We start from the raw sequence: 23,419 nt of genomic DNA, 5'->3' as shown, positions 1-23,419 counted from the left end.
CTGAAGCTTGAAGTGCGTATGCTAAAATGGACGCCAACAATGCTAGAGTTTCCTTGAAAAAAACTAAAGCCCAACTATGTCCCACTTCACTCACGTCCAATTTATGCCGACACCTAGCCTATAATCATCTATTTTTTAAAAATTCTTGTTACTTAGCAAACACAAAAGTACGAGTCTATGATATAGTAATAAAAATACATACGTATACATAAATAGGAGGTATCGCTCTTGAGATATTTAACAGCAGGTGAATCTCATGGAAAACAGTTAACAACGATCATAGAAGGTGTTCCTTCAAACTTACCACTTCTAGCGGAGGACATAAGTGAGTCTCTTCTTAGACGACAAAAGGGACATGGTCGTGGGAGAAGAATGCAAATTGAAAAGGATTTAGTTGAAATCAAGGGTGGAGTCCGTCATGGTTATACATTAGGCTCTCCGATTTCACTTGTAATTGAAAATGATGATTTTAAACATTGGCGAAATATAATGGGCGAGCATCCGATTGATGAGGATGAAGAGGTCAAACGTCAAATTACGCGCCCACGCCCAGGTCATGCCGATTTAAATGGAGCAATGAAGTATGGTCATAGAGATATGAGAAACGTTTTGGAACGCTCATCTGCAAGAGAAACAGCTGCACGCGTTGCTGCTGGAGCTGTTGCCAAGAAGATTTTACATGAGCTTGGTATTCATATTGTAGGCTATGTGAAGGAAATTGCAGGCATTCGCGCACAGGATGTTGAGATGTCCCTTAAAGAAAAGCAAGAAGTATCAGAGGCCTCTCCAGTTCGAACATTAGATCAACAAGTAGAACAGGAAATGATGGATGCTATTGACCAAGCAAAAAAAGATGGAGATTCCATTGGTGGTGTTTGCGAAGTAGTGGTAGAAGGAATGCCAGCAGGGGTAGGCTCCTATGTTCACTATGATCGCAAGCTAGATTCCCGTATTGCGGGTGGAGTTGTAAGCATTAATGCCTTTAAAGGGGCTGAGTTTGGAATTGGCTTTGAAGCGGCACGTAAAAATGGTAGTGAGGTTCATGATGAAATTCTATGGAATGAAGAACAGGGCTATCACCGTCGCACCAATCGTTTAGGTGGCTTTGAAGGCGGTATGACAACAGGTATGCCAATTATTGTACGAGGTGTCATGAAGCCAATCCCAACACTTTATAAGCCATTACAAAGTGTTGATATTGAAACAAAAGAACCATTCCAAGCAAGTATTGAAAGGTCTGATTCCTGTGCTGTACCAGCTGCATCGGTTGTAATGGAGCATGTGGTTGCTTGGGAAGTGGCGAGAACACTGTTAGAGCAGTTCCCACATGATCAATTTCCAAAATTAAAGAAAGCTATCGAGGAATATCGTGAAGAAATCAGGTGTTTTTAATGCAGACATTAAAAGTTTCCTCATCACAAGGGGAGTACAACGTTTATATTGGGAAGGGGATCCGATTTAAAATCGACCAGCTTTTACCCAAATCGTATGAAAAAATTCTTGTAATCACTGACGATACAATTGAACGGCTGGGTTATTTACAGGATATTTGTGAGCCCCTCCATCAATCAGGTGCTAACATTTATTCCTATACCGTACCATCAGGAGAGCAGTCCAAAAGTATTCAGCAGTATGAACAGCTTCTAACCTATGCGATTGAAAAAGCCTTAGATCGACATTCACTAATTATCGCCATTGGTGGTGGAGTAGTCGGGGATTTGGCTGGTTTTGTGGCAGCAACCTTTATGAGAGGGATTGATTACATTCAGGTTCCGACTACGATTTTGGCCCATGACAGTAGTGTCGGCGGAAAGGTGGCGATTAACCATCCATTGGGGAAAAATTTAATCGGCTCCTTTCACGCTCCAAAGGGTGTGATTTACGATTTAGAAACACTGGACTCCTTATCGTTAGTAGAAAAACGATCTGGCTTTGCTGAAGTGATCAAGCATGCTCTCATCCGGGATGAAGAGCTTCTTGAGCTTTTAATGAATCAGGTAGATTCGTTAGAAAATATAGACTATGATATTCTCCACCAAGCTATTTATAAAGGAATTGAAATTAAAGCGAACATCGTTGCTGAGGACGAGCGAGAAAAGGGGATTCGTAGCTATTTAAATTATGGACACACTTTAGGTCACGCCATTGAGACAGAGGCAGGTTATGGTAAAATCACGCATGGTGAGGCCATAGCAATTGGGATGTTATTTGCACTCAGGCTTAGCGAGAAAAGCTATCAAATCGATTTACCAATAGCTAGGATTCAACAATGGTTCATTCGCCTACAATATCCATTAAAAGAGATAGGATCATTACAAGTAGATTCACTGGTTGAGAGAATGAAAAATGATAAGAAAAATAAGCAAGGAAAAATTCGGATGGTCTTATTAGAGGATGTTGCATCTCCACAATTAGTAACCATTCAGGAAGATGTATTGGCCGCTGAATTATCAATTTTTATCAATGAGGTGATAGGGAATGATAAGGGGAATTAGAGGAGCTACTACTGTATCTGAAAATAAAGCCGAAGATATTCACCAAGCAACAAAACACTTACTCATCGATGTTGCAGAAAAAAATGATATTTTGCCAGAAGATATAGTATCTGTCTTGATTTCGGTTACGCCTGATTTAACAGCTGCTTTTCCAGCAAAGGGAATGCGGTTAATTGACGGGTGGACCTATGTTCCTGTCATGTGTACGACCGAAATACCTGTGCCTAATGCACTTGAAAAATGTATTCGAGTGATGGTTACCGCACAAACCGATTTAAAGCAAAAGGATGTTACCCATATCTACCACAGAGAGGCAAAACAACTACGTCCAGATTTGGTGAAGTAAAGGAGGCTATACGCTTGAGAACAAAACAATCGATTCCAGCATTAAAGCCTTATCAGCCTGGTAAGAGCATTGATGAAGTAAAAAAAGAACATAATCTCTCACGCATTGTGAAGCTAGCATCCAATGAAAACGTATATGGACCTTCACCACATGTTATAGAAAAGCTTGGCAACTTTGCTCAGGAAATTCAGCTGTATCCAGATGGTTACGCAGAAAAACTAAGGGAAAGGGTTTCTGAATATCTACAGGTCGACATGGACCAATTAATCTTTGGGGCAGGCTCCGATGAAATTGTGCAGATGATTTGCCGCACTTATTTGGAGGCAGGAACTAATACGGTCATGGCTCATCCAACCTTTCCACAATATAAACATCATGCAACAGTAGAAGGGGCTGAGGTTCGGGAAGTTCCCGTTAAAGATGGGCATCATCAATTAGAAAAAATGCTCCAGTACATTGATGAAAACACAAGAGTGGTTTGGCTATGTACGCCAAATAATCCAACTGGCAGTTATATCAATGAGCAAGAACTGAACCATTTTGTGCAAGAATGTCCAAAACACGTTTTAATCGTGATAGATGAGGCTTACTATGAATTCGTCATGTCAGGGGATTACCCAGAGACGATTCCTTATCTAAAAGACCATGAAAATATGATCATATTACGTACGTTCTCAAAGGCTTATGGTCTTGCAGGCTATCGTATAGGATATGGAGTCGGTTCAACGGATATTATCCGCTATTTAAATACAATTAGAGGTCCTTTCAATGTAAGCTCGATTGGACAATATGCAGCCTTAGTAGCATTAGAGGATCAAGATTATATTGAACAGATAAGACAGCTGAATGCTAAGACCCGCAAGCAAGTTGAACGTTTTTGTAAGGAAAATGATTTAGCTTATGATCAATCAGAAACGAATTTTTTACTTATACATCTGCCGAAATCTGGCTTAGAGGTTTCAGAGCAATTACTAAGTAATGGATTTATTGTCAGACCAGGTGAATTGTTAGGCGTTGAACAAAGCATGCGAGTAACCATAGGAAAAGAAGAGGACATGAAAGAGTTTACGAGTGTCCTGCAAAACTGTTTGCAAAATTAAGGAGAGTCGAGTGTAGATGAGTAGAGTTTTCATAGTAGGGTTAGGTTTAATTGGCGCGTCACTTGTGAAAAATATTAAATTTAATCAACCAAATAGCTATATTTATGGACTAGATTTAAATGCTGAAACGATAGAGCGCGCCTTAAAATATAATATCATTGATGAATCGGTTGACTCTTTTGAAGAGGGTGTTCAAAAGGCGGATGTCGTTATTTTGGGGACACCGATACATATTACGATTGATTACATTAATCAGCTACAAACAATCCCTGTCACGACGGAAAAAATTGTAACAGATGTATCCTCTGTAAAGGGTTCGATTATGAAGGTAGCGAAACAAATCGAGAACCCTAATATTAAGTTTATTGGTGGACATCCTATGGCGGGGTCCCATAAACAAGGCATTGAAGCGGCGAAGAGTCATTTGTTTGAAAATGCTTATTATATATTGATCCCTGCTCGAGATGGCTTTGAATCACAAATAGCGATTTTAAAGGAACTCCTTAAAAATACGAAAAGCTACTTTGTAGAATTAACGGAAAAAGAACATGACAAGATGACTGGGATTGTATCTCATTTTCCGCATTTGATTGCCTCATCTTTGGTCCATCAAGCGAGAAATTGGCAGGATGAGTATCCTTTCCTCCCCCAATTGGCGGCAGGTGGATTTCGGGACATTACAAGGATTGCTTCAAGTAATCCCGATTTGTGGCAGGATATTCTGTTTCAAAACAAAACAGAAATGGTACAGTTTTTAGATGAGTGGATTGAAGAGATGGATAAGGTTAAAGGTTTACTGGAAACAGATCAACGAGGAGATGTTCGAGAATATCTGGACCGGGCAAAAATTTACCGAGACGGTCTCCCGAAAAAGAAAAAAGGTGCTCTGCCTAACTTTTATGACATCTATGTTGATATTTTTGACCAACCAGGTGAATTGTATAAAGTTATTAAACGGCTGGCCGAATATGAATTAAACATTACGAATATTCAAATCTTGGAAATTAGAGAAAATATGACGGGAGTACTGCGGTTGACCATGCAAACCGAAGAGGAGCAGCTAGCGGCCATGAAAGTACTTGAAAGTCATCAATATGAGGTTTCATTAGAAGAATAAAAAGAGGTTGTGATTGTGGTGAAAAACATTCATTTAAATAATGTCTCATTACGTGGAGCTTTACAGGTGCCTGGGGACAAGTCCATGTCTCATCGCTCCGTAATCTTTGGTGCTTTGGCAAAAGGAAAGACAGTCATTCATCAGTTTTTATTAGGTGAGGACTGCTTGCGAACAGTAAAAGCATTTGAGCAAATGGGTGTTCGAATTGAACAAACAGGTCAAACGATAGAGATTGAGAGTAAGGGAGCCTATCAATTAAAAGAGCCACTCTATCCTATTGATTTTGGGAACTCTGGAACCACTGCTCGATTGATGCTAGGTGTATTAGCAGGTCAGCCATTTCATTCTGTCCTTGTAGGAGATGATTCCCTGTCAAAACGACCTATGGACCGTGTGACTGTTCCGATTCAGGAAATGGGAGCACAAACAGACGGCAGATTGGGTGGTAAATTTTTACCGATGAGTATAAGAGGGGGACAGCTATCCCCCATGACATATGAGCTACCAGTAAATAGCGCTCAAGTGAAATCAGCCGTTTTATTAGCTGGGTTATTTGCTAAGGGTACAACAACTGTCATTGAACCTACAGCAACAAGAGATCACACAGAACGAATGATTCGAGCCTTTGGCGGGGAAATCTCACGTGAGGGTCAGCACATTTCCATACAGGGCGGTCAAGAGCTACAGGGTACCGAATTGACAATACCTGGTGATATTTCATCGGCTAGTTTCTTTGTTACAGGTGCAATCCTGGCTAATAATAGTCAGTTAGTGATTCAAGGAGTTGGCCTAAATGAAACAAGAACGGGAATCTTAGATGTATTAAAACAAATGGGAGCACAGATCACGCTTGAGCAAACGGAAAGTATTGGCGATGAACCAGTTGGCAATATACATGTTGAAACTAGTTCACTTAAAGGGATTACCATCTCGGGTGATATGATTCCGCGTGTTATTGATGAAATTCCGTTACTAGCTTTAGCGGCTACGCAGGCAGAGGGAGAGACCATTATTCGTGATGCAAAAGAGCTTCGCTTTAAAGAAACAGATCGCATTGAGGCTGTTGTACAAGTGTTGTCTGTTTTAGGCGCCAAAATTACAGCATTAGATGATGGCATGAAAATTACAGGTCCTACAGCACTGAAAGGGGGACAGGTTTCATCCTATGGTGACCACCGGATTGGGATGATGGCAGCTATTGCCTCTTTTATTACACAAGAGGAAGTGGCAATTGAGAATCCGTCCTGCATTAATATTTCATATCCGAACTTCTTTGAACATTTAGATTCAATAACAAAATGAGTATAATTAGTGTTGAGTCTTCATATTTTGTATCAACCGATGAAGGGGGGCAAAATGTGAAGGCTTATTTTTTTAAGCGGATGCCCGTTTGGATTGAGAACGATTGGGAACAGAAGGATATTGTATTTACAAAAGAAAAATTTGTTCCTAAACATTACGTAAACCAACTCCCAAAGCGTCAAATCCACGCCAATATTTTTCAAATGACTCCTGGAAATGTCTATGTAGATAACGAATTCCCTTTATCCTCCAAAGCCTTACGAGATCATCATGTCAGAAGGTATTTATATCAAGGCTGCTCTCTTCTTCTCTCCTCAATTGATTTAGAAAGAACTTACAATTGGAAGGATCTTTTTCAAGAATATAAGCAAGAATTAGCTGGGATTGCCATTGATCATATAGTCGTCCCTAAAATCAATCTAAAATATCTAACAGCAGAAATGGTCCGATACTTCGCCCTACAACGCACTCCTTTTATATTAGTGTACACAAGTGAAGATTTAGACCTCGATCATGTTAAATGGGGTTGGTTAAATCAAATGCAGAGCATATCCCAGATTCCACTGGCATGTCTTGAACACCCAAATTCGACTACATTGTTTAAATTCATGCATAAGCATTCCCTCCACACCCTCCCTGAAATCATTTCAGTACATCCTCTATCAAAAGAAAGTCTCACATTAACAGGAATTTCACCAAAGAAAGGCGAATTACAAATATATGGAGATGCTGATTTTAATCTCCATGTTCCATCAAATCGAGGGAATATCAACCTTCAAAATCCATATATTTCGATTATAAGAGGGAACGTGGTAAAATTGAACCAAACCGTATATGACCAAAAAGGCTTTGGTCAATACTTTGAAATCATGAATAAACCTTAGCAAAATAGACAGAAGACAAAAGGAAGGATTGCAATATGCATATCATAGAAGAAGCACAGCACCTTATTGAAGAAGGCCAGACAGAGAAAGGATTAGAGCTTTTAGAATCCTATGAATCTGAGGCAAATGATGATGAAAAATTTACCATGGCTCTCCTCTATCACCAACTAGGATTATTAAATCAAGCCGAAAAGCTATTTAGTGAATTATGGAGCAAATATCCAAATGAAGGAGAGCTCATGCTTTATTTAGCTGACATCTATGTTGATCAGGAAAAAGATGAAGAGGCCATTGAACTATTGAGTCAGTTAAATCAAGAGGATGATTTCTATGTCCAATCCTTAATTCAACTAGCAGATTTATATCAGTCACAGGGCTTATTTGAGGTTGCAGAGCAAAAGCTGCTCGAGGCAAAGAAACAATTACCAACAGAACCACTGATCGATTTTGCATTAGGTGAATTGTTGTTTGCATCAGGTGAATATTTGAAAGCCATACCTTATTATGAGAAAGCATTAAAGACAAACACTCACTTTAATGATGTGGATATTACACATCGTTTAGCAGAGGCTCTAGCACTCACAGGGAAATGGGAAGAGGCCTTAGAATACTTCCAGAACTCTTCTAATTTAGATAATCCAGACGTATTATTTCGTTACGGATTTACGGCTTATCAGTCAGAGCGAAGTGATATCGCGATAAACATGTGGGAACAGCTAATCGAACTAGATCCCTCATATAGCTCCGTGTACTTTTTACTAGCACAAGCCTATGAAGAGGAGGGCATGTTAGAAAAAGCATATGAAACAGCCCAAAAAGGCTTGAAAGAGGACGAATTAAATAAAGAGTTGTTTTATTTTGCTGGACAAGTCGCCAACCAATTAGGGAAACAAACAGAGGCATTTTCACATTTACAAGAGGCGATTGCGATCGATCTTGGCTACAAAGAGGCAGTCATTTCCCTTATTGATTTATATAAAAAGCTAGAGGAATATGAACAAATTAAAGATTTAGTTGAAGAGCTGAATCGTGAAGGGGAAGGCGATCCGCTGTATCAATGGGAATTAGCAAGGGCAAATTATGAATTAGAAGAATTTGATTTAGCATTAAACAACTACCATGAAGCATATAATGCATTTACAAGCGATGCAGATTTCTTAAAAGAATATGGCTATTTTCTAGTAGAAGAAGGGAGGATGGATGAAGCCTATCAAGTCTTAAGCAAGTATATGACCATTGAGCCATCTGACACAGAAGTAGAGGAGTTCTTACTCCGTTTAAACCAATAAGTTGTCTGCGGGTTAGCTAGTTTTCAATGCAAGGATGTCTAGCTTAAGCGTACTTGCGCTTTTCTAATTGGAGGGAGGGATTTGATTCATGACCGTATCGGTACTACAGAAAAAAAGATTTATTAATTGGTTTCTTAATAATTATCAGTTAAAGCGAAGAGAAAGTGTATGGATACTGAATTACTTAATGAACCATGAACGAGTATTAAAACACGTTCATTTTGTTGAAGAAGCAAGGCTTTGTCCTAAGGGGGTTATTATCTCAACAAAATGCGTAGACGATCCTCCATTTCGATTTTACAAAGAACAAGTGATGACATCTGATCCTGAAAAATCGTTCCATGATATCCGATTAAATGACCACGAAACCATTTATATTCAACTTAATTTTTCCAATGCAAACCAATGCTATCGATATGCCGGAGTGCTTGAAGAAAATCCTTATTTACCAGAGGATTACTTTATCACCGAAAAGGATCAAAGAGCAGCAGAAGATTTGTTAAATCATATGGTTTATGAATTTCAAGTTAAAAAAATTCAAGAACAGATAGATCAAGCACTGGATGAGGGAGATAGAGAGAGATTCCATGACCTGATCCAGCAACTGAATCAATTAGCAGATGAAAAATGTATTAAATAAAATTACTCCTTACATAGGGAGTAATTTTTATTTTTGTACGGACCCGTGTGGTGTGGGTTGGTTTGCGGGTTTAGCGAATGGAAGGGCAACTTTGGGATTAATGCCGCGAACTTTAGTATTATCGTGAGGAACTTTAGCTGACTAACGGTTAGGTTCAGCATATAGAGGGGGACTCAGCATTTACGTGGTGTACTTCGTCATTTTGGGAACAATCTTTAGCATATTCTCGGCTCGAGCACTGATGTTTAGCAATTAGAGGACGAACTTTAGTTAACAACGCTGAAACATTAGCATATGCAGAGTGAACTATAGCTAAGTAAGGGTTATCTTCAGCATAACGAGTAGTTTTCAGCATATTGATGACGCACTTCATCAAATCGGACCTAAACATTAGCATTTCCGCACACGCGATCGGACTTTAGCAATTGCAAGAGCAACTTCAGCATTATGCTCTTGATTATCAGTAACTCCTATATTATCTTCAGCCAATGAAGCCTCAACTTCAGCTAAATCATCAATCTTCAGCATTTAGTCGCCACTCTTTAGTAATTTAAGCTCGATCTTTAGCTTCCGCCCGCTTTGCCACCCCCTGCGCCATCCCCCAGCCAAATATCCTAAAGCCCACTTAAAAACAACAAAATCCATCCATAAACTTCATTTTTCAATGAAAAAAGTTTAACTTCATGAATAGTTTTAGTAAAATGTAGTAGAAAATATAGATATAGAGGTGTAAGGAATGAAATGGAAACGGCAAGACATGCAGCAGTACCTTAAGTCTAAGGAATACATCGACACAGCCATTGTTCCACTTCTCCCGTTTTCGATGGAGGGGAATGACGAAGACCTTTTGTCATTAACGTACCAACACGAGGTGATGGATGTTTTTACAGAACGCCTCGAAAAGGAATACAAAGGGAGAATTTTTCGTTTCCCTACCTATTCCTATTTAGCTACAAGTAAGATAGAGGATGAAGTTGAACGGCTAAATGGGTATTATGAACAATTGAAAACACAGCCATTTCAGTTTGTTTTTTATTTAACCTTCGATGCGAAGTGGAAAAAACATGAGAAAAACCTAGAAGGTCAATTGCTATGGTTACCTATTCTAAAAGATGGTGATATTCATCAGGAAGAAACGAAGAAGGTTATTTTAGACCAAAACGAGCAAATCACAGATCTTATCCGTGCTTATTGGTCAGAAACGTGAGAGTTAGGACTCTAGTATGAAAGAAGTTGTTTTATCTTATACTAAAATGGTACATGCCCAATATTTTTCCACGATAAGGAATATTCACTAGTTATAGGAGTACAATGCTTTTGTCATGGGGTTCATAGTATACTTCATTATTTTGAAAAGAAACCTAGCACAAAATTGTGAATTTGATTGACCATATTTCAAGTTTGCGCTATCATTGTAATGTCCTAGTAAGCATGTATACAATTAATGACCCTGATCGTTGAAATATATGAGAAGAGGGGGGAAAAGCAAAATGAGTAAAGACAAGAAGAATCAAGTTTCCCGTCGGCAGTTTCTAAACTACACGTTAACAGGCGTTGGAGGTTTTATGGCTGCTGGTATGTTAGCACCAATGGTTCGGTTTGCAATTGATCCAGTATTACAACCAGATGAGGGTGGAGAATTTGTATCTGCCAAAATCTCTGAGGAAGATATTACGACTGAACCAAAAAGAGTAGCCTTCAATGTTGAACAAGTTGATGCTTGGTATGAATCAACAGTTGAAAAGGTTGCTTGGGTTTATAAGCAAGAGGATGGAAGTATTATTGCTCTCGATCCAACCTGTACTCACTTAGGTTGTTTTGTAGGCTGGAATGATAATGAAAATTATCCTGAACACTTCTATTGCCCTTGTCATGATGGGTTGTACACAAAAGATGGTGTAAACGTACCAAACACACCACCTACAGCTCCATTGGCTGTTTATGAACACAAAATTGAAAATGGAATTCTTTATCTAGGAAAAGCTATACCAAGAGAGGAGGCGTAATACATGTTGCAAAAGATTTATGACTGGATTGATGAGCGCGTAGATATAACCCCAATATGGCGTGATATTGCAGATCATGAAGTTCCTGAGCATGTAAACCCGGCTCACCACTTCTCTGCATTCGTATATTGTTTTGGTGGTTTAACATTCTTTGTAACGGTAATCCAAATCCTATCAGGAATGTTTCTAACCATGTATTACGTACCCGATATTGAAAATGCGTGGAACTCAGTCTTTTACCTACAGCAAGAAGTAGCACACGGACAAATCGTTCGTGGCATGCATCACTGGGGTGCAAGTGTTGTTATAGTGATGTTGTTTTTACATACGTTACGTGTTTTCTTCCAGGGTGCATACAAGAAACCACGTGAATTAAACTGGATTGTTGGTGTACTTCTATTTTTCGTTATGTTAGCGCTTGGACTTACAGGTTACTTACTTCCATGGGATAACAAAGCGTTATTTGCAACTCAGGTAACATTACAGATTGCTGAAAGTGTGCCATTTATCGGGGAAGACCTAAAAATACTATTAGCCGGAGATCCTGAAATTGTCGGAGCTCAGACTCTTACAAGGTTCTTTGCGATACACGTATTCTTCCTACCTGCAGCACTATTTGCCTTAATGGCTACTCACTTTATCATGATTCGTCGTCAAGGTATCTCAGGACCATTGTAAGATTCAATTGAGTGAATAAAGGAGGGATTACTGTGCATAGAGGAAAGGGCATGAAATTTGTTGGCGACTCACGTGTCCGTGAAAACGATGATCGCCATATACCGAAAGATTATTCGGAATATCCAGGAAGAACAGAACCATTCTGGCCGAACTTCCTATTGAAGGAATGGCTAGCAGGCGCTGTGTTTCTCGTTGGATTTTTATGTTTAACAGTTGCGGCTCCTGCCCCGCTTGAAAAATTGGCAGATCCGTCAACTCCAGGTTATATACCTTTACCAGACTGGTATTTCTTATTCTTATACCAATTATTAAAGTACCCATTTGCAAGTGGTGATTGGGTTGTTGTTGGTACAGTGATTATACCAGGACTTGCCTTTGGTGCATTAATGCTTGCACCGTTCCTGGATAAAGGACCAGAACGTAGACCAACTCGTCGTCCCATTGCTACTAGCCTAATGCTTATTGGGATTGCTGCTGTCTTTTGGTTAACTTGGGAAGCGGCTGACCACGTAGATTGGGAAACTCGTGCAGAAGCAAACAAAATTGTCGAGAGTGTTGAAATTGATAAAGAGAGTGAAGGCTATCAAATATACTCTCAACAAAGCTGTATCAATTGTCATGGTGAAAACTTAGAAGGTGTGAGTGGACCGCCGCTTCTTGATATTGACCACACAGCTGACGAAATTAAAGACATTGCTGTCAATGGTATAGGTAGTATGCCAGCAAACGCATTTGAAGGGTCTGACGAAGAACTACAAAAGCTTGCTGATTTCATTATTTCTTTAAATGAAAAATAATCTACTCAAAGAGAAAGCTGACTTGTATAGAGTCAGCTTTTCTTCATACATAAGGAGTTATCACAATGTTTAAGATATTGCTCATGGACAAGCGCATATTGGTCTTATTATTTGTCATTAATTTATTAGGTACAATTTATGGCTATTTATGGTATGGAAGTCAATTGTCCGTAACTCCAGCAAAATTTCTGATTTTTGTTCCTGACAGTCCAACGGCTAGCCTGTTTTTCGTCATTGTACTTTTGTATTTTATTTTAGATAAAAATGCACCTTACATCGAAGCGTTAGCCTTTATCACACTAGTAAAGTACGGAGTCTGGGCTGTCATCATGAATATATTAACGATGCAAATAAGTGGTGGGCTTAGTATGGCGGGCTATATGTTAATTTTTTCACATGGGGCAATGGCTATTCAGGCTATGATCTATGCCCCTTTTTATAAAATCAAATTGCGTCATTTAGCTGTCGCGGCAATCTGGACCCTCCATAATGATGTCATTGATTATGTATTTGAAATGATGCCTGTCTATGGTCAATTAATGGACTATATGAATGAGATTGGCTACTTTACATTCTGGTTAAGCATCTTTTGTATTGGACTGGTGTATGCCTTTAATGTAAGGAAAACGATTCAAATAAGATAGGTTCTAGTTTGTCCACTCCTTGCATACGATTTACTAGAAGTGTGAGGAGAGGGGACAAGTCTTATGGTAGTAAAAAATTTCAAAAGAATTTTTAATGTATTTGTGTTTACGGTTTTCCTATTATCGATGTCATCACCGTTGCTTGCACACCATGAAGAAGGAAAAGCATATGATCTATCGGATGAAGTGTATACGGTTCTTGAGTTGACGGAAGCCAAAAAGTATAATGCTGCTAAAGAAAAGTTGAATCAAATTGTAGTTGCATTGGATACGGGACACTTATCTGTATCCAAACAGAAGCTCGATTATGTATATGATATTACGCATAATACAATCAGACACTTGGAATCAGACATTCAAAATGATGAGCTGAAGATGGACAAGGTTTTAAGCTTTGTTTTAATGATGGAAAGTGTTCAAAATCCAAACAGTCAAATGGTTTCCGCCTGGGAAGATCGTCTAACTGAACAAATCCAAGTAGGCTTAGAAAGTGAAACAACTGAACTGAAAAGTGAATTTTCTAAAACGATGGACTTCTATAGTGTCATTTACCCAGCTTGGAAAGCGAAACAAAGCACAGAACTTTGGGAGGAGTTGGACGAGCAGTTTATTAATTTAAATAATGTGAACAATGAAGAGGACATGTTGAATGCATTACATGTGATGCAAAAAACCGTTGATCAACTTCAAACCGAACAACCAACAGACAGTAAAGAAGATGATGATGCATCCTTTGGCTGGCTCATCATTTCTGTTGGAGGGGTCATTGTTTTTACATTAATGTATGTAGGCTGGAGAAAATATAAGGGTGAAAAGAAACAGGAGAAAGTCAAAAAAGTTGACGATTTATAAGTATCTGACTATAATTGACCTTAGAAAGATACTTATATGATGGAGGAGTTGCCTAATGACTTTGGGTGCATACCTGATCTATTTCGCGATACTTCTTATTGTTCCATTATGGGCACAATCAAGGGTGAAGAGTACGTATAAGAAATATTCAAAAATCGAGAATTCATCTTATATGACAGGTGCTCAAGTAGCTCGTAAAGTATTGGATGATAATGGGCTGTTTGATGTACAAATTGAGGAAGTACGCGGGCTAATGACAGATCACTACGATCCTAGATCCAAAACGGTACGTCTATCAACAAATAACTACCACGGACATTCTCAAGCTGCGGCAGCCGTTGCAGCTCACGAAGTTGGACACGCTATACAAGATGCAGAAAGTTATGCCTTTCTACGCTTTAGACATACCCTTGTACCAGTGGCAAGCTTAGGTTCAAATATGTCATTCTTTCTGATTCTTGCAGGTATAATCATGGGAGCAGGACAATTGTTCCTATTAGGTATCATCTTTATGGCAGCTGCTGTGTTATTCCAAGTCGTGACACTACCGGTTGAATTCAATGCCTCAACAAGAGCAATGGATCAACTCGTTTCAACTGGAATTATACGTAGTAATGAAGAAAGAGAAACGAAAAAGGTTCTCAATGCTGCGGCATTAACTTATGTAGCTGCTGCTGTTGTAGCGCTTATGGAATTACTTCGTTTTGTTTTGATGTACATTGGAATGAATGAAGATTAAAGGTAAGCCTAGTACTTAGAAGTACTAGGCTTTTTGTTATTCAGATATGGGGTTTTTATGTTCATCTAGGGTAAAACCTTCTCCCATCACATCATGCACTGAGCTCAAGGCTACAAAAGCATGAGGATCTATGGATGTAATAATACTCCGCAACCTGACTATTTCGTTTCTGCCCACAACACAATATAACACATCACGTTTTGCCCCGGTGAAACTTCCTCTACCTTCCAACACGGTAACTCCACGGTCCATGTCTTTTAAAATCTTTGCAGCGATTTGATCACTTTTTTCGGAAATGATGGTAGCGCCTCTCGCTGCATATGCACCTTCTTGAATTAAATCAATAACGCGAGCACCAATAAACACGGCTACAAGGGTATACATTCCTTCTAAAGGCTGCAAGTAAAAGATGATGGACGCAAAGATTACCAATGCATCAAATAAAAACATTGATCTACCCATACTCCAACCTGCATACTTATGGGCTAGACGGGCGATAATATCAGATCCACCTGTAGTTCCCCCATAACGAAATATAATCCCTAAACCTACCCCAACAAAGGTACCGGCAAACAAAGCTGCAAGCGTCATGTCATCTTCAAGCGGAAATTCAAAATAATGCTTCTGGAAGAGCCATAAGAAAATAGATACTGCAACCGTGCCTAAAATAGTATACAAAAAGGTTAATCTCCCAAGTAGCTTCCACCCTACTAAAAAGACAGGTATATTTAGCACAATATTCATAACAGCTGGGTCCCAATTAAATAAGTAAAACAAGAGCAGTGTAATTCCAGTGAACCCGCCCTCTGCTAAGTTATTTTGCATGTTAAAATGAACCAAGCCAAAGGAAAAAATAGCTGAACCAACTATGATTAGTACTAAATTTTTAATTTTTAAGCCACGAAACATGACGTCACCTCCACATTCAGTCACATCCACTATTATACCCAGTGGAAAATTTTACATCAACATAGGTAAAAGATTTGTCAAATCGTGCGTCTTTAGCTAACATGAATGTGATGAACATGTTTTGAAAGAGGGATTTTCATGACAAAAACAGAATATACAACAAAGGAAATGCAAAAACGAGTAGATGATTACATATCACAATTTAAAGAAGGTTATTTTTCCCCTCTTAGCTTAATGGCACGACTCACTGAAGAGATGGGGGAAATGGCTCGAGAGGTTAACCATTATTATGGAGAAAAACCAAAGAAGAAAACGGAAAAGGAAAACACCATAGAAGATGAGCTTGGGGATTTAATGTTTGTAGTTCTATGCTTTGCCAATTCTTTAAACATTGATGTTAGCCAAGCCTTTGATAAAGCCATGACGAAAATTGAAACAAGAGATAAAGACCGATGGACAAAAAAAGAGCAGCAGGATGGTGAAGAGAATGAGTAATGTAAAAATTATTGTAGCAGGACCTAGAGGGAAAATGGGGAGTGAAGCCTTACGATTAATTGAAAACACGCCTGAATTTGAACTTGTAGGCTGTATTGATCGTAAGCATGATGGTGAGAAAGTAAGTGATCTTGAAGGACTACCTAAATTAGATGCAGAGATTTTTTCAGATGTCGAAAAGGCGTTTCAGCAATTGGATGCTGATGTCTTAATTGACTTAACATCACCTGAAGTCGGTTATAAACATACGCGTCTTGCTTTAGAGAATGGAATTAGACCTGTGGTTGGTACTACTGGCTTTACTCAGGAACAGCTTGAGGAATTACAGGATTTATCCGAACAAAAAGAGCTTGGGACGGTAATTGCGCCAAACTTTGCTGTTGGAGCTGTGCTCATGATGCAATTTTCGAAATGGGCAGCCAAATATTTTCCTGATGTTGAAATCATTGAAAAGCATCATGACCAAAAACTAGATGCACCATCTGGAACAGCCGTGAAAACTGCCCAATTAATTGAAGAGGTTAGGGACAGCAAGGTTCAAGGGCATCCTGAGGAAAAGGAAACCATTCCCGGTGCCCGTGGCGCCAATGAAGATGGCATGAGAATACATAGTGTTCGCTTACCTGGATTAGTTGCACACCAGGAAGTTATATTCGGAGGTACAGGTGAGACCTTAACAATCAAGCATGACTCCCATCATCGCCAATCCTTTATGAGTGGAGTGAAGCTTGCTGTTGACCAAGTTCAACGAATTCACACATTGGTATATGGCCTTGAAAACCTATTAGAATAGAGGGGGAAACTAATGAACATTGCATTAATAGCTCACGATCAGATGAAAAAGGAGCTCGTCAATTTTGTGTTAGCCTATAAACCCATTTTTGAAGAACATACTTTATATGGGACAGGGACCACTGGGAAAATCATTATGGAAAAGGTGGGGTTACCGGTTCAACGCTTTCAATCGGGTCCATTAGGTGGTGATCAGCAAATTGGAGCTATGATTGCTCAAAATGACATGGATATCGTTATCTTTTTCCGAGATCCATTAACTGCTCAACCACATGAACCTGACGTGAGCGCTTTATTACGCTTGTGTGATGTATACAAAATTCCGTTAGCAACAAATATTGCTGCTGCAGAGGTTTTAATCCACGGACTAGACCGTGGAGATCTTCAATGGAGGGAATTAATAGACAAAGAATAGACATCGAAGTTAGGGTGAAAATAATGAGTTTAAAAATAGGGATTACCTGCTATCCTTCCGTTGGTGGATCTGGAGTCATTGCAACTGAGTTAGGTAAGTTGCTGGCCGAAAGAGGACATGAAATTCATTTTATATCCTCAAACATGCCGTTTCGTTTAACAAGATTATATCCAAACATTTATTTTCATGAGGTTGAAGTAACGAATTATCCGATATTTCAGCATCCCCCTTATGATCTAGCCTTATCTAGCAAAATGGCTGAAGTGATAGACCGTGAAAAGCTAGATATATTACATGTTCATTATGCCGTTCCCCATGCTATATGCGCAATCCTAGCAAAGCAAATGGCAAAACGAGATGTGAAGATCGTGACTACCTTACACGGAACAGATATTACCGTACTAGGGGTAGATTTAAGTTTAACGAATGTAATAAGGTTTGGCATTGAGAAATCGGATAGCGTTACAGCAGTTTCTGAAAGTCTTAAAGAACAAACGAAAGACATGTTAGATGTTCAGAAGGATATTAACGTGATTTATAATTTTGTCGATGAACGTGAATATAGCAAAAAGTCCATCAATCAACTAAAAAAGGAACTTGGTATTCAAGAACATGAAAAGGTCCTGGTACATATATCCAACTTTCGCAAGGTGAAAAGAGTTCCTGATGTTATTCAGGTTTTTGCTAATGTGGTGGATCAAATGCCCGCCAAGCTTTTACTTATTGGGGATGGACCGGATTATATGACAGTTCGGCACCTAATTGAGGAACTAGGTATTGAGGAACATGTATTATTTTTAGGAAAGCAAGAAAATGTTTCAGAGCTACTTTCAATTGCCGATTTAAAATTATTACTATCGGAAAAGGAAAGCTTCGGATTAGTTCTTTTAGAGGCGATGGCATGCGGCGTTCCTTGTATTGGTACGGATGCAGGTGGTGTACCAGAAGTAATTGTTGATGGACAAACAGGTTACATATGCTCTGTAAATGACATCGAAAACATCAGCTTGAAGGCATTGCAATTGTTGAAAAACGATCAACTGTGGAGTCAATTTTCACAGGCAGCTATTGAACGAGTGGAACAACATTTTCATTCCAATCAAATTGTTGAGCAATATGAAGACCTTTATCAATCACTCTTATTGAAGGATGAATAATCCATGAATCCATTATTTAAAGAAGCTATTCCTATCCTTGAGCACCTTGAATACCATGGATACGAAGCTTATTTTGTTGGTGGGGCGGTTCGAGATGAGCTTCTCAACCGTTCTATTAGTGATATTGATATTGCGACTAGTGCACCTCCTGAAGAAGTAGTGAAACTTTTTGAGAAAACTGTGCCTGTCGGTATTGAACACGGTACAGTTTTAGTCAGACATAAGCAAAAGTCCTTTGAGGTCACAACTTATCGTATCGAAAGTGGGTATGAGGATTATCGGCATCCAGACAAAGTCGATTTTGTGAAGGATTTACATTTAGATCTTTCTAGAAGAGATTTCACCATAAATGCAATGGCAATGAACAAAAATGGAGACATCATTGATCCATTCCATGGTCAGAGTGATTTAAAATCTAACACCATCAAAACTGTTAATGAAGCTGCCGGGCGCTTTCAGGAAGACCCATTACGTATGATGCGTGCCCTAAGGTTTGTAAGCCAGCTCGGCTTTTCCTTAGAAGAACGTACGAAAGAAGCAATCATGGAATATGGTTATTTACTCGAAAAAATAGCGGTAGAGCGTTTAGCTATTGAAATGGAAAAACTCTGGTTAGGCAAACATATTCAACAGGCTCATCAGCATTTAGTACATACAGACATTTATCGTTTTTTGCCATGCTTTAACAAAGATCATGATTTAGTCCATAAAAGTCAGCTTCATGTTAAAACACCATTTTCTTCATTGTCTGAAGCCATTACCTGCATGCACCTATTTAATGAAAGCTTCACTATCGATTATTGGTGTAAAGAATGGAAACTCTCAAATGCAGTTAAAAAGGATAGCCTACAGCTATTGCAGGCTTTTCAGGCTTACATGCAGTATAAAGAATTACGTCCAGACATTTTATATCAATTACAGCCACAGCTACTTCAACCCTTTGCACATTTAACGACTATTTTGATAGGTGAGCATGTAATATCTGAAGCGGATTTACAAATGCAATATGATCACTTACCGATAAAAAGTCGAAATGACCTTGCTATCAATGGTAATGACATCTTAAAGCTAAAACCAGAGGAAAGGCCTGGGCCATGGATACAAGAGCTCATAAAGTCTCTTGAATCAAAAGTCTTATTTGGAACGGTTAAGAATAATAAAGAAGAATTACAGGAATGGGTGAGGGCATGGAATCGACAAGAAAAAGGTTGATAACCCTTTTAGCTAAGAAAAAGGACGAATATATTTCAGGACAAAAGCTTTCTGATGAGCTTAATATCTCAAGGGCGGCCATTTGGAAGCAGATGAAAAGTCTTGAAAATGAGGGCTATCAAATTGAGGCCGTTTCCCGTAAAGGGTACCGCATCGTTCGTTTTCCGGAGCGAATGAGTGTCAATACAATTCAATGGAACTTAAAGACGGACTGGTTAGGCCAAAATATGCATTTTGAAGAGCAGGTGGACTCTACACAAACGGTTGCTCATCAGCTTGCCCGTGAAGGCGCGGAGCATGGAACCGTAATTGTCGCTGATGAGCAGTTGAAGGGGAGGGGCCGATTACATAGGCCATGGCATTCTCAAAAGGGTTCAGGAATATGGATGAGCATCATTTTACGACCTGATATTGAACCACACCGAGCCCCTCAATTAACGTTGGCGAGTGCCGTTGCCATTACAAAAATGCTCAAATTTTTGACTGGGGTTCAACCGAAAATAAAATGGCCAAATGATATCTTTGTAGGTGATCGTAAGCTTGCAGGGATTCTTACGGAAATGCAGGCAGAACAAGATTTAATTGAGTATGTCATTATTGGAATTGGGCTAAATGTGAATTTAGATCAAAAAGCTGTCCCCGATGATTTACAGGATGTGGCCACATCCATACAACTTGAAACAGGTAAGGCATGGAAGAGAGAGGAATTAATCCAGGAGCTTTTATATCAAATGGAATCCATCTATGAATTATTTCTTCAACAAGGTTTTTCTTCAATTAAACAGGCTTGGGAGCAGGATGCTTATCGCTTAGGTGAAACCATCACCGTCAAGGCTAGAAGAAAAGAGTGGGAGGCCACATTAATTGGTATTCATGAGGATGGCGCACTCATAGTAGAGGATGAAAATCAAAGTAAAAGCGTATTATATTCTGCTGAAATTGATTGGAAAAAGGGGGAATAACCACGATGATTTCACGTGTGAAATTACGAAAAATGAAAGAGAACAAAGAAAAAATTTCAATGATTACCGCCTATGATTTTCCATCAGCAAAGCTTTCACAGGAGGCTGGAGTAGATATTATTCTTGTAGGGGATTCACTCGGAAATGTGGTCTTAGGCTACGATTCTACAATTCCAGTGACCGTCGATGATATGATTCATCATGGGAAAGCGGTAAAGCGAGGCGCAGACGATACATTTGTCGTAGTAGATATGCCGTTTATGTCATTTCATGTCTCAAAGGCTGATACAATGCAAAATGCTAAGCGAATTTTTCAGCAAACAGATGCGCAGGCTTTAAAGCTTGAGGGTGCCGGAGAGGTTATCGAAACAATTGAATACTTAACACATGCTGGTATTCCCGTTGTGGGCCATCTAGGACTTACCCCACAAACAGTTAATGTATTAGGTGGATATCGTATACAAGGGAAGAACAAAAAAGATGCTGAAGAGCTTATCGAGAATGCGAAAAAACTTGAAGAGGCTGGCGCAATTGCAATCGTGTTAGAATGTGTACCTGAATCCTTAGCAAGATTAGTAACTGAGTACATCTCCATTCCTACGATTGGGATTGGCGCTGGTAAACATTGTGATGGACAGGTTCTAGTTTATCACGATATTCTTCAGTATGGTGGTGACTGGTTACCTAAATTTGTGAAACCATATGGGAATATGAATGAACTCGTGAAGTCGTCAATTTCCCATTATGTCCAGGAAGTAAAAGAAGTTTCTTTTCCAACTGAAGACCATAGCTTTCATATGGATGAAGATGAGCTACCATCGCTATATGGAGGCAAAGAATAATGAAAATCATTCGTTCTATTGCTGAGATGCAACAAATCGCACTAAGTGCAAAAAGAGATTCTCAATCCATTGGCTTCGTCCCAACCATGGGTTATCTTCATGAAGGGCATCAGCAACTATTGCGTGCGGGGCGTGAAGAGAACCATATACTAGTAATGAGTATTTTTGTTAATCCACTACAATTTGGACCTAACGAGGATTTTGATCGATATCCTCGTGATGAGGAGCATGATTTTGAAGTAGCGAAACAGGAACAAGTAGACTACGTATTTATTCCTTCAGTAGAGGAGATGTATCCGACCCCTATGTCCCTCACATTAACCATGCAAAAACGGGTGGACGTTTTATGCGGTCGGTCAAGGGAAGGACATTTCGACGGTGTTGTAACGGTGTTAACAAAGCTATTTCACATCGTATTACCAGAACGAGCTTATTTTGGATTAAAGGATGCTCAACAATTTGCCGTTGTAGATGCTTTGGTGCAGGACTTTAATTTTCCAATTGAATTAAGGCCCATTTCAACTGTAAGGGAAACAAGTGGGCTAGCGAAAAGTAGCCGTAATGTGTATCTTTCCTCTGAAGAAAAGGAAGAAGCTCAATATATTTATAAGGCCCTTCAACAAGGACAAGCCCTTATCCAGAATGGCCAAAAAACGAAATCATTGATCATAAATGAAGTTATCCAGTTCATAAAAACACATACTCGTGGTAAAATTGACTACGTTGATCTCCTCACTTATCCTACATTGAGGGAAATAGAAGAGGTGAATCAAAGAGTCATTATTGCTGTCGCTGTCTATTTTGAAAAAGCTCGGCTAATTGATAATTTAATTTTAGAGGAGAACGGAGAACTCACCTACTCGTCTTGAGTAGAAATGATAAATGAGCCGTATATTATAGGGGGAGAAGAAAATGTTCCGCACCATGATGAATGCCAAGATCCATCGTGCTCGTGTAACAGAAGCCAACTTAAATTATGTGGGTAGTGTGACCATTGATGAAGATATTATTGATGATGTAGGTATTTTACCTCACGAAAAAGTACAAATTGTTAATAACAACAATGGAGCTAGAATTGAAACCTATGTAATCCCTGGTGAACGTGGTAGTGGTGTGATTTGTTTGAACGGAGCTGCTGCTCGCTTGTTTCAAAAAGAGGATGTCATTATCATTGTTTCATATGCAGTTCTTTCTAGAAATGAACTGAAAGGTCATCGTCCAAAGATCGCCATTATGAACGAAAAAAATGAAATCGTTGAAATGATTACAGAAGAACCACCACTAACGATAAAATAGCTCCCTGCTGTGGGAGCTATTCTCTTATTGTATTTGTAAACTTTGTTGCTTTTTGTACTTTGCAGTAGATAGAAAATGCGACGTAACTATAGCATGACTTGTTTCCAAATATCAATTTGATGAGTGCGGAACCATCGCTACGGTAATACACTTCGCTTTCCGCGGGCGAGCGGTGAGCCTCCTCACTACGTTGCGGGGTCTCACCTGTCTCTTTGATCCCACAGGAGTCTTCGTGTATTTCCTCCGCTTTAGACTGTGTCTCATTCGTTTATTTAGAGCTGAACTATTGGAAAACAAAAGCTTTTAACCCCGCATTCATCAAAACACTCCAATAGTGGAGGCAGAATACGGAGACTCCTATGGGAGGAAGCGTGGTGAAGACCCCGCAGGAAGCGGTCTTTGCTTCCGAGGAGGCTGAGGCCGTGCCCATGGAAAGCGGAGTATTCTGCC

27 protein-coding genes are annotated in these 23,419 nt (G+C 39.3%); 25 read left to right on the top strand and 2 right to left on the bottom strand.

Annotation, left to right across the window (positions count from 1 at the left end; genetic code table 11):
• Nucleotides 1–228 precede the first annotated feature (228 nt).
• The 9 genes from aroC (at nucleotide 229) to GH754_RS08560 (ending at nucleotide 9,173) form a co-directional block, all read left to right on the top strand.
• Nucleotides 229–1,392, top strand: coding sequence for a chorismate synthase (gene aroC / locus GH754_RS08600; protein ID WP_153728325.1), 1,164 nt, complete (start codon nucleotides 229–231; stop codon nucleotides 1,390–1,392).
• A complete protein-coding gene (gene aroB / locus GH754_RS08595; RefSeq protein WP_153728324.1) occupies nucleotides 1,392–2,495 on the top strand; it encodes a 3-dehydroquinate synthase in 1,104 nt (367 codons plus the stop codon). The genes aroC and aroB overlap by 1 nt, the downstream gene beginning before the upstream one ends.
• Nucleotides 2,479–2,841: a chorismate mutase gene (aroH, locus tag GH754_RS08590; RefSeq protein ID WP_153728323.1), complete on the top strand. Its 363-nt coding sequence runs from the start codon at nucleotides 2,479–2,481 to the stop codon at nucleotides 2,839–2,841. The genes aroB and aroH overlap by 17 nt, the downstream gene beginning before the upstream one ends.
• Before the next feature lie 14 nt (nucleotides 2,842–2,855).
• Nucleotides 2,856–3,941 carry a histidinol-phosphate transaminase gene (hisC, locus tag GH754_RS08585; RefSeq protein WP_153728322.1) on the top strand — a complete coding sequence of 362 codons (1,086 nt, stop codon included), beginning with the start codon at nucleotides 2,856–2,858 and terminating at the stop codon, nucleotides 3,939–3,941.
• 16 nt (nucleotides 3,942–3,957) lie between these two features.
• Nucleotides 3,958–5,058 carry a prephenate dehydrogenase gene (locus GH754_RS08580; RefSeq protein ID WP_153728321.1) on the top strand — a complete coding sequence of 367 codons (1,101 nt, stop codon included), beginning with the start codon at nucleotides 3,958–3,960 and terminating at the stop codon, nucleotides 5,056–5,058.
• A gap of 12 nt (nucleotides 5,059–5,070) precedes the next feature.
• Nucleotides 5,071–6,360, top strand: a complete 1,290-nt coding sequence (aroA, locus tag GH754_RS08575; RefSeq protein ID WP_407690664.1) for a 3-phosphoshikimate 1-carboxyvinyltransferase — start codon at nucleotides 5,071–5,073, stop codon at nucleotides 6,358–6,360.
• A 56-nt stretch (nucleotides 6,361–6,416) separates the two neighbouring features.
• Complete coding sequence (locus tag GH754_RS08570; RefSeq protein ID WP_153728320.1) at nucleotides 6,417–7,244, top strand: hypothetical protein; 828 nt, start codon at nucleotides 6,417–6,419, stop codon at nucleotides 7,242–7,244.
• Nucleotides 7,245–7,279: 35 nt separating this feature from the next.
• Entirely contained in the window at nucleotides 7,280–8,533 is a 1,254-nt protein-coding gene (locus tag GH754_RS08565; RefSeq protein WP_153728319.1) for a tetratricopeptide repeat protein, read from the top strand.
• An 88-nt stretch (nucleotides 8,534–8,621) separates the two neighbouring features.
• On the top strand, nucleotides 8,622–9,173 hold the full coding sequence (locus tag GH754_RS08560; protein ID WP_153728318.1) for a ReoY family proteolytic degradation factor: 552 nt from the start codon (nucleotides 8,622–8,624) through the stop codon (nucleotides 9,171–9,173).
• 390 nt (nucleotides 9,174–9,563) lie between these two features.
• Here the strand turns inward: GH754_RS08560 and GH754_RS08555 are convergent, their stop codons facing one another.
• Entirely contained in the window at nucleotides 9,564–9,701 is a 138-nt protein-coding gene (locus GH754_RS08555; protein WP_153728317.1) for a hypothetical protein, read from the bottom strand.
• A gap of 208 nt (nucleotides 9,702–9,909) precedes the next feature.
• Here GH754_RS08555 and GH754_RS08550 point away from each other — a divergent pair, with 208 nt between their 5' ends.
• The 7 genes from GH754_RS08550 to GH754_RS08520 all read left to right on the top strand — a co-directional run bounded on the left by GH754_RS08550 (nucleotide 9,910) and on the right by GH754_RS08520 (nucleotide 14,889).
• Nucleotides 9,910–10,380, top strand: a complete 471-nt coding sequence (locus tag GH754_RS08550; RefSeq protein WP_153728316.1) for a DUF2487 family protein — start codon at nucleotides 9,910–9,912, stop codon at nucleotides 10,378–10,380.
• 283 nt (nucleotides 10,381–10,663) lie between these two features.
• Nucleotides 10,664–11,179, top strand: coding sequence for a ubiquinol-cytochrome c reductase iron-sulfur subunit (locus GH754_RS08545; protein ID WP_153728315.1), 516 nt, complete (start codon nucleotides 10,664–10,666; stop codon nucleotides 11,177–11,179).
• 3 nt (nucleotides 11,180–11,182) lie between these two features.
• Entirely contained in the window at nucleotides 11,183–11,857 is a 675-nt protein-coding gene (gene qcrB / locus GH754_RS08540) for a menaquinol-cytochrome c reductase cytochrome b subunit (RefSeq protein ID WP_153728314.1), read from the top strand.
• A gap of 32 nt (nucleotides 11,858–11,889) precedes the next feature.
• Nucleotides 11,890–12,654, top strand: coding sequence for a menaquinol-cytochrome c reductase cytochrome b/c subunit (locus GH754_RS08535; protein ID WP_323741928.1), 765 nt, complete (start codon nucleotides 11,890–11,892; stop codon nucleotides 12,652–12,654).
• 65 nt (nucleotides 12,655–12,719) lie between these two features.
• The gene (gene lhaT, locus GH754_RS08530) at nucleotides 12,720–13,298 is read left to right on the top strand and encodes a lipoprotein heptaprenylglyceryl N-acetyltransferase LhaT (RefSeq protein ID WP_153728313.1); all 579 of its coding nucleotides are present in this window, start codon (nucleotides 12,720–12,722) and stop codon (nucleotides 13,296–13,298) included.
• Nucleotides 13,299–13,361: 63 nt separating this feature from the next.
• On the top strand, nucleotides 13,362–14,150 hold the full coding sequence (locus tag GH754_RS08525) for a sporulation protein YpjB (RefSeq protein ID WP_153728312.1): 789 nt from the start codon (nucleotides 13,362–13,364) through the stop codon (nucleotides 14,148–14,150).
• Between the two features lie 55 nt (nucleotides 14,151–14,205).
• A complete protein-coding gene (locus GH754_RS08520) occupies nucleotides 14,206–14,889 on the top strand; it encodes a zinc metallopeptidase (RefSeq protein ID WP_153728311.1) in 684 nt (227 codons plus the stop codon).
• Between the two features lie 36 nt (nucleotides 14,890–14,925).
• On the opposite strand, the gene GH754_RS08515 is transcribed toward GH754_RS08520, so the two are convergent.
• Entirely contained in the window at nucleotides 14,926–15,798 is an 873-nt protein-coding gene (locus tag GH754_RS08515) for a YitT family protein (RefSeq protein ID WP_153728310.1), read from the bottom strand.
• 138 nt (nucleotides 15,799–15,936) lie between these two features.
• On the opposite strand from GH754_RS08515, the gene GH754_RS08510 reads away from it, so the two are divergent.
• From GH754_RS08510 to panD, 9 genes are read left to right on the top strand one after another with little or no spacing between them, the layout of a single operon-like run.
• Nucleotides 15,937–16,293 carry a nucleotide pyrophosphohydrolase gene (locus GH754_RS08510; protein ID WP_153728309.1) on the top strand — a complete coding sequence of 119 codons (357 nt, stop codon included), beginning with the start codon at nucleotides 15,937–15,939 and terminating at the stop codon, nucleotides 16,291–16,293.
• A complete protein-coding gene (gene dapB / locus GH754_RS08505) occupies nucleotides 16,286–17,086 on the top strand; it encodes a 4-hydroxy-tetrahydrodipicolinate reductase (RefSeq protein ID WP_153728308.1) in 801 nt (266 codons plus the stop codon). Before GH754_RS08510 ends, dapB begins: the two co-directional genes overlap by 8 nt.
• Nucleotides 17,087–17,098: 12 nt before the next feature.
• Nucleotides 17,099–17,500, top strand: coding sequence for a methylglyoxal synthase (gene mgsA / locus GH754_RS08500; RefSeq protein WP_153728307.1), 402 nt, complete (start codon nucleotides 17,099–17,101; stop codon nucleotides 17,498–17,500).
• Between the two features lie 23 nt (nucleotides 17,501–17,523).
• A complete protein-coding gene (gene bshA / locus GH754_RS08495) occupies nucleotides 17,524–18,657 on the top strand; it encodes an N-acetyl-alpha-D-glucosaminyl L-malate synthase BshA (protein ID WP_153728306.1) in 1,134 nt (377 codons plus the stop codon).
• Between the two features lie 3 nt (nucleotides 18,658–18,660).
• Entirely contained in the window at nucleotides 18,661–19,869 is a 1,209-nt protein-coding gene (locus GH754_RS08490) for a CCA tRNA nucleotidyltransferase (protein ID WP_153728305.1), read from the top strand.
• Entirely contained in the window at nucleotides 19,833–20,831 is a 999-nt protein-coding gene (locus GH754_RS08485) for a biotin--[acetyl-CoA-carboxylase] ligase (protein WP_228550203.1), read from the top strand. The genes GH754_RS08490 and GH754_RS08485 overlap by 37 nt, the downstream gene beginning before the upstream one ends.
• 5 nt (nucleotides 20,832–20,836) lie before the next feature.
• Entirely contained in the window at nucleotides 20,837–21,673 is an 837-nt protein-coding gene (gene panB, locus GH754_RS08480) for a 3-methyl-2-oxobutanoate hydroxymethyltransferase (protein WP_153728304.1), read from the top strand.
• On the top strand, nucleotides 21,673–22,542 hold the full coding sequence (panC, locus tag GH754_RS08475; RefSeq protein WP_153728303.1) for a pantoate--beta-alanine ligase: 870 nt from the start codon (nucleotides 21,673–21,675) through the stop codon (nucleotides 22,540–22,542). Before panB ends, panC begins: the two co-directional genes overlap by 1 nt.
• Nucleotides 22,543–22,585: 43 nt before the next feature.
• Nucleotides 22,586–22,969 carry an aspartate 1-decarboxylase gene (gene panD / locus GH754_RS08470; RefSeq protein WP_153728302.1) on the top strand — a complete coding sequence of 128 codons (384 nt, stop codon included), beginning with the start codon at nucleotides 22,586–22,588 and terminating at the stop codon, nucleotides 22,967–22,969.
• Nucleotides 22,970–23,419: the final 450 nt, after the last annotated feature.

The sequence above is a fragment of the Salinibacillus xinjiangensis genome (genome assembly GCF_009649735.1).
Classification (GTDB): Bacteria; Bacillota; Bacilli; order Bacillales; family Alkalibacillaceae; genus Salinibacillus; species Salinibacillus xinjiangensis.
The sequence above is the reverse complement of the archived record's forward strand: the minus strand, read 5'-3'. Positions and strand labels throughout refer to the sequence as shown.

What these genes read in the sequence shown, in the direction of transcription:
- aroB (WP_153728324.1), top strand. Translation starts at nt 1,392, where the DNA reads ATGCAGACATTAAAAGTTTCCTCATCACAAGGGGAGTACAACGTTTAT.
- aroH (WP_153728323.1), top strand. Translation starts at nt 2,479, where the DNA reads ATGATAAGGGGAATTAGAGGAGCTACTACTGTATCTGAAAATAAAGCC.
- GH754_RS08580 (WP_153728321.1), top strand. Translation starts at nt 3,958, where the DNA reads ATGAGTAGAGTTTTCATAGTAGGGTTAGGTTTAATTGGCGCGTCACTT.
- GH754_RS08565 (WP_153728319.1), top strand. Translation starts at nt 7,280, where the DNA reads ATGCATATCATAGAAGAAGCACAGCACCTTATTGAAGAAGGCCAGACA.
- GH754_RS08560 (WP_153728318.1), top strand. Translation starts at nt 8,622, where the DNA reads ATGACCGTATCGGTACTACAGAAAAAAAGATTTATTAATTGGTTTCTT.
- GH754_RS08555 (WP_153728317.1), bottom strand. Translation starts at nt 9,701, where the DNA reads ATGCTGAAGATTGATGATTTAGCTGAAGTTGAGGCTTCATTGGCTGAA.
- GH754_RS08550 (WP_153728316.1), top strand. Translation starts at nt 9,910, where the DNA reads ATGAAATGGAAACGGCAAGACATGCAGCAGTACCTTAAGTCTAAGGAA.
- GH754_RS08545 (WP_153728315.1), top strand. Translation starts at nt 10,664, where the DNA reads ATGAGTAAAGACAAGAAGAATCAAGTTTCCCGTCGGCAGTTTCTAAAC.
- qcrB (WP_153728314.1), top strand. Translation starts at nt 11,183, where the DNA reads ATGTTGCAAAAGATTTATGACTGGATTGATGAGCGCGTAGATATAACC.
- lhaT (WP_153728313.1), top strand. Translation starts at nt 12,720, where the DNA reads ATGTTTAAGATATTGCTCATGGACAAGCGCATATTGGTCTTATTATTT.
- GH754_RS08525 (WP_153728312.1), top strand. Translation starts at nt 13,362, where the DNA reads ATGGTAGTAAAAAATTTCAAAAGAATTTTTAATGTATTTGTGTTTACG.
- GH754_RS08520 (WP_153728311.1), top strand. Translation starts at nt 14,206, where the DNA reads ATGACTTTGGGTGCATACCTGATCTATTTCGCGATACTTCTTATTGTT.
- GH754_RS08515 (WP_153728310.1), bottom strand. Translation starts at nt 15,798, where the DNA reads ATGTTTCGTGGCTTAAAAATTAAAAATTTAGTACTAATCATAGTTGGT.
- GH754_RS08510 (WP_153728309.1), top strand. Translation starts at nt 15,937, where the DNA reads ATGACAAAAACAGAATATACAACAAAGGAAATGCAAAAACGAGTAGAT.
- dapB (WP_153728308.1), top strand. Translation starts at nt 16,286, where the DNA reads ATGAGTAATGTAAAAATTATTGTAGCAGGACCTAGAGGGAAAATGGGG.
- mgsA (WP_153728307.1), top strand. Translation starts at nt 17,099, where the DNA reads ATGAACATTGCATTAATAGCTCACGATCAGATGAAAAAGGAGCTCGTC.
- bshA (WP_153728306.1), top strand. Translation starts at nt 17,524, where the DNA reads ATGAGTTTAAAAATAGGGATTACCTGCTATCCTTCCGTTGGTGGATCT.
- GH754_RS08490 (WP_153728305.1), top strand. Translation starts at nt 18,661, where the DNA reads ATGAATCCATTATTTAAAGAAGCTATTCCTATCCTTGAGCACCTTGAA.
- GH754_RS08485 (WP_228550203.1), top strand. Translation starts at nt 19,833, where the DNA reads ATGGGTGAGGGCATGGAATCGACAAGAAAAAGGTTGATAACCCTTTTA.
- panB (WP_153728304.1), top strand. Translation starts at nt 20,837, where the DNA reads ATGATTTCACGTGTGAAATTACGAAAAATGAAAGAGAACAAAGAAAAA.
- panC (WP_153728303.1), top strand. Translation starts at nt 21,673, where the DNA reads ATGAAAATCATTCGTTCTATTGCTGAGATGCAACAAATCGCACTAAGT.
- panD (WP_153728302.1), top strand. Translation starts at nt 22,586, where the DNA reads ATGTTCCGCACCATGATGAATGCCAAGATCCATCGTGCTCGTGTAACA.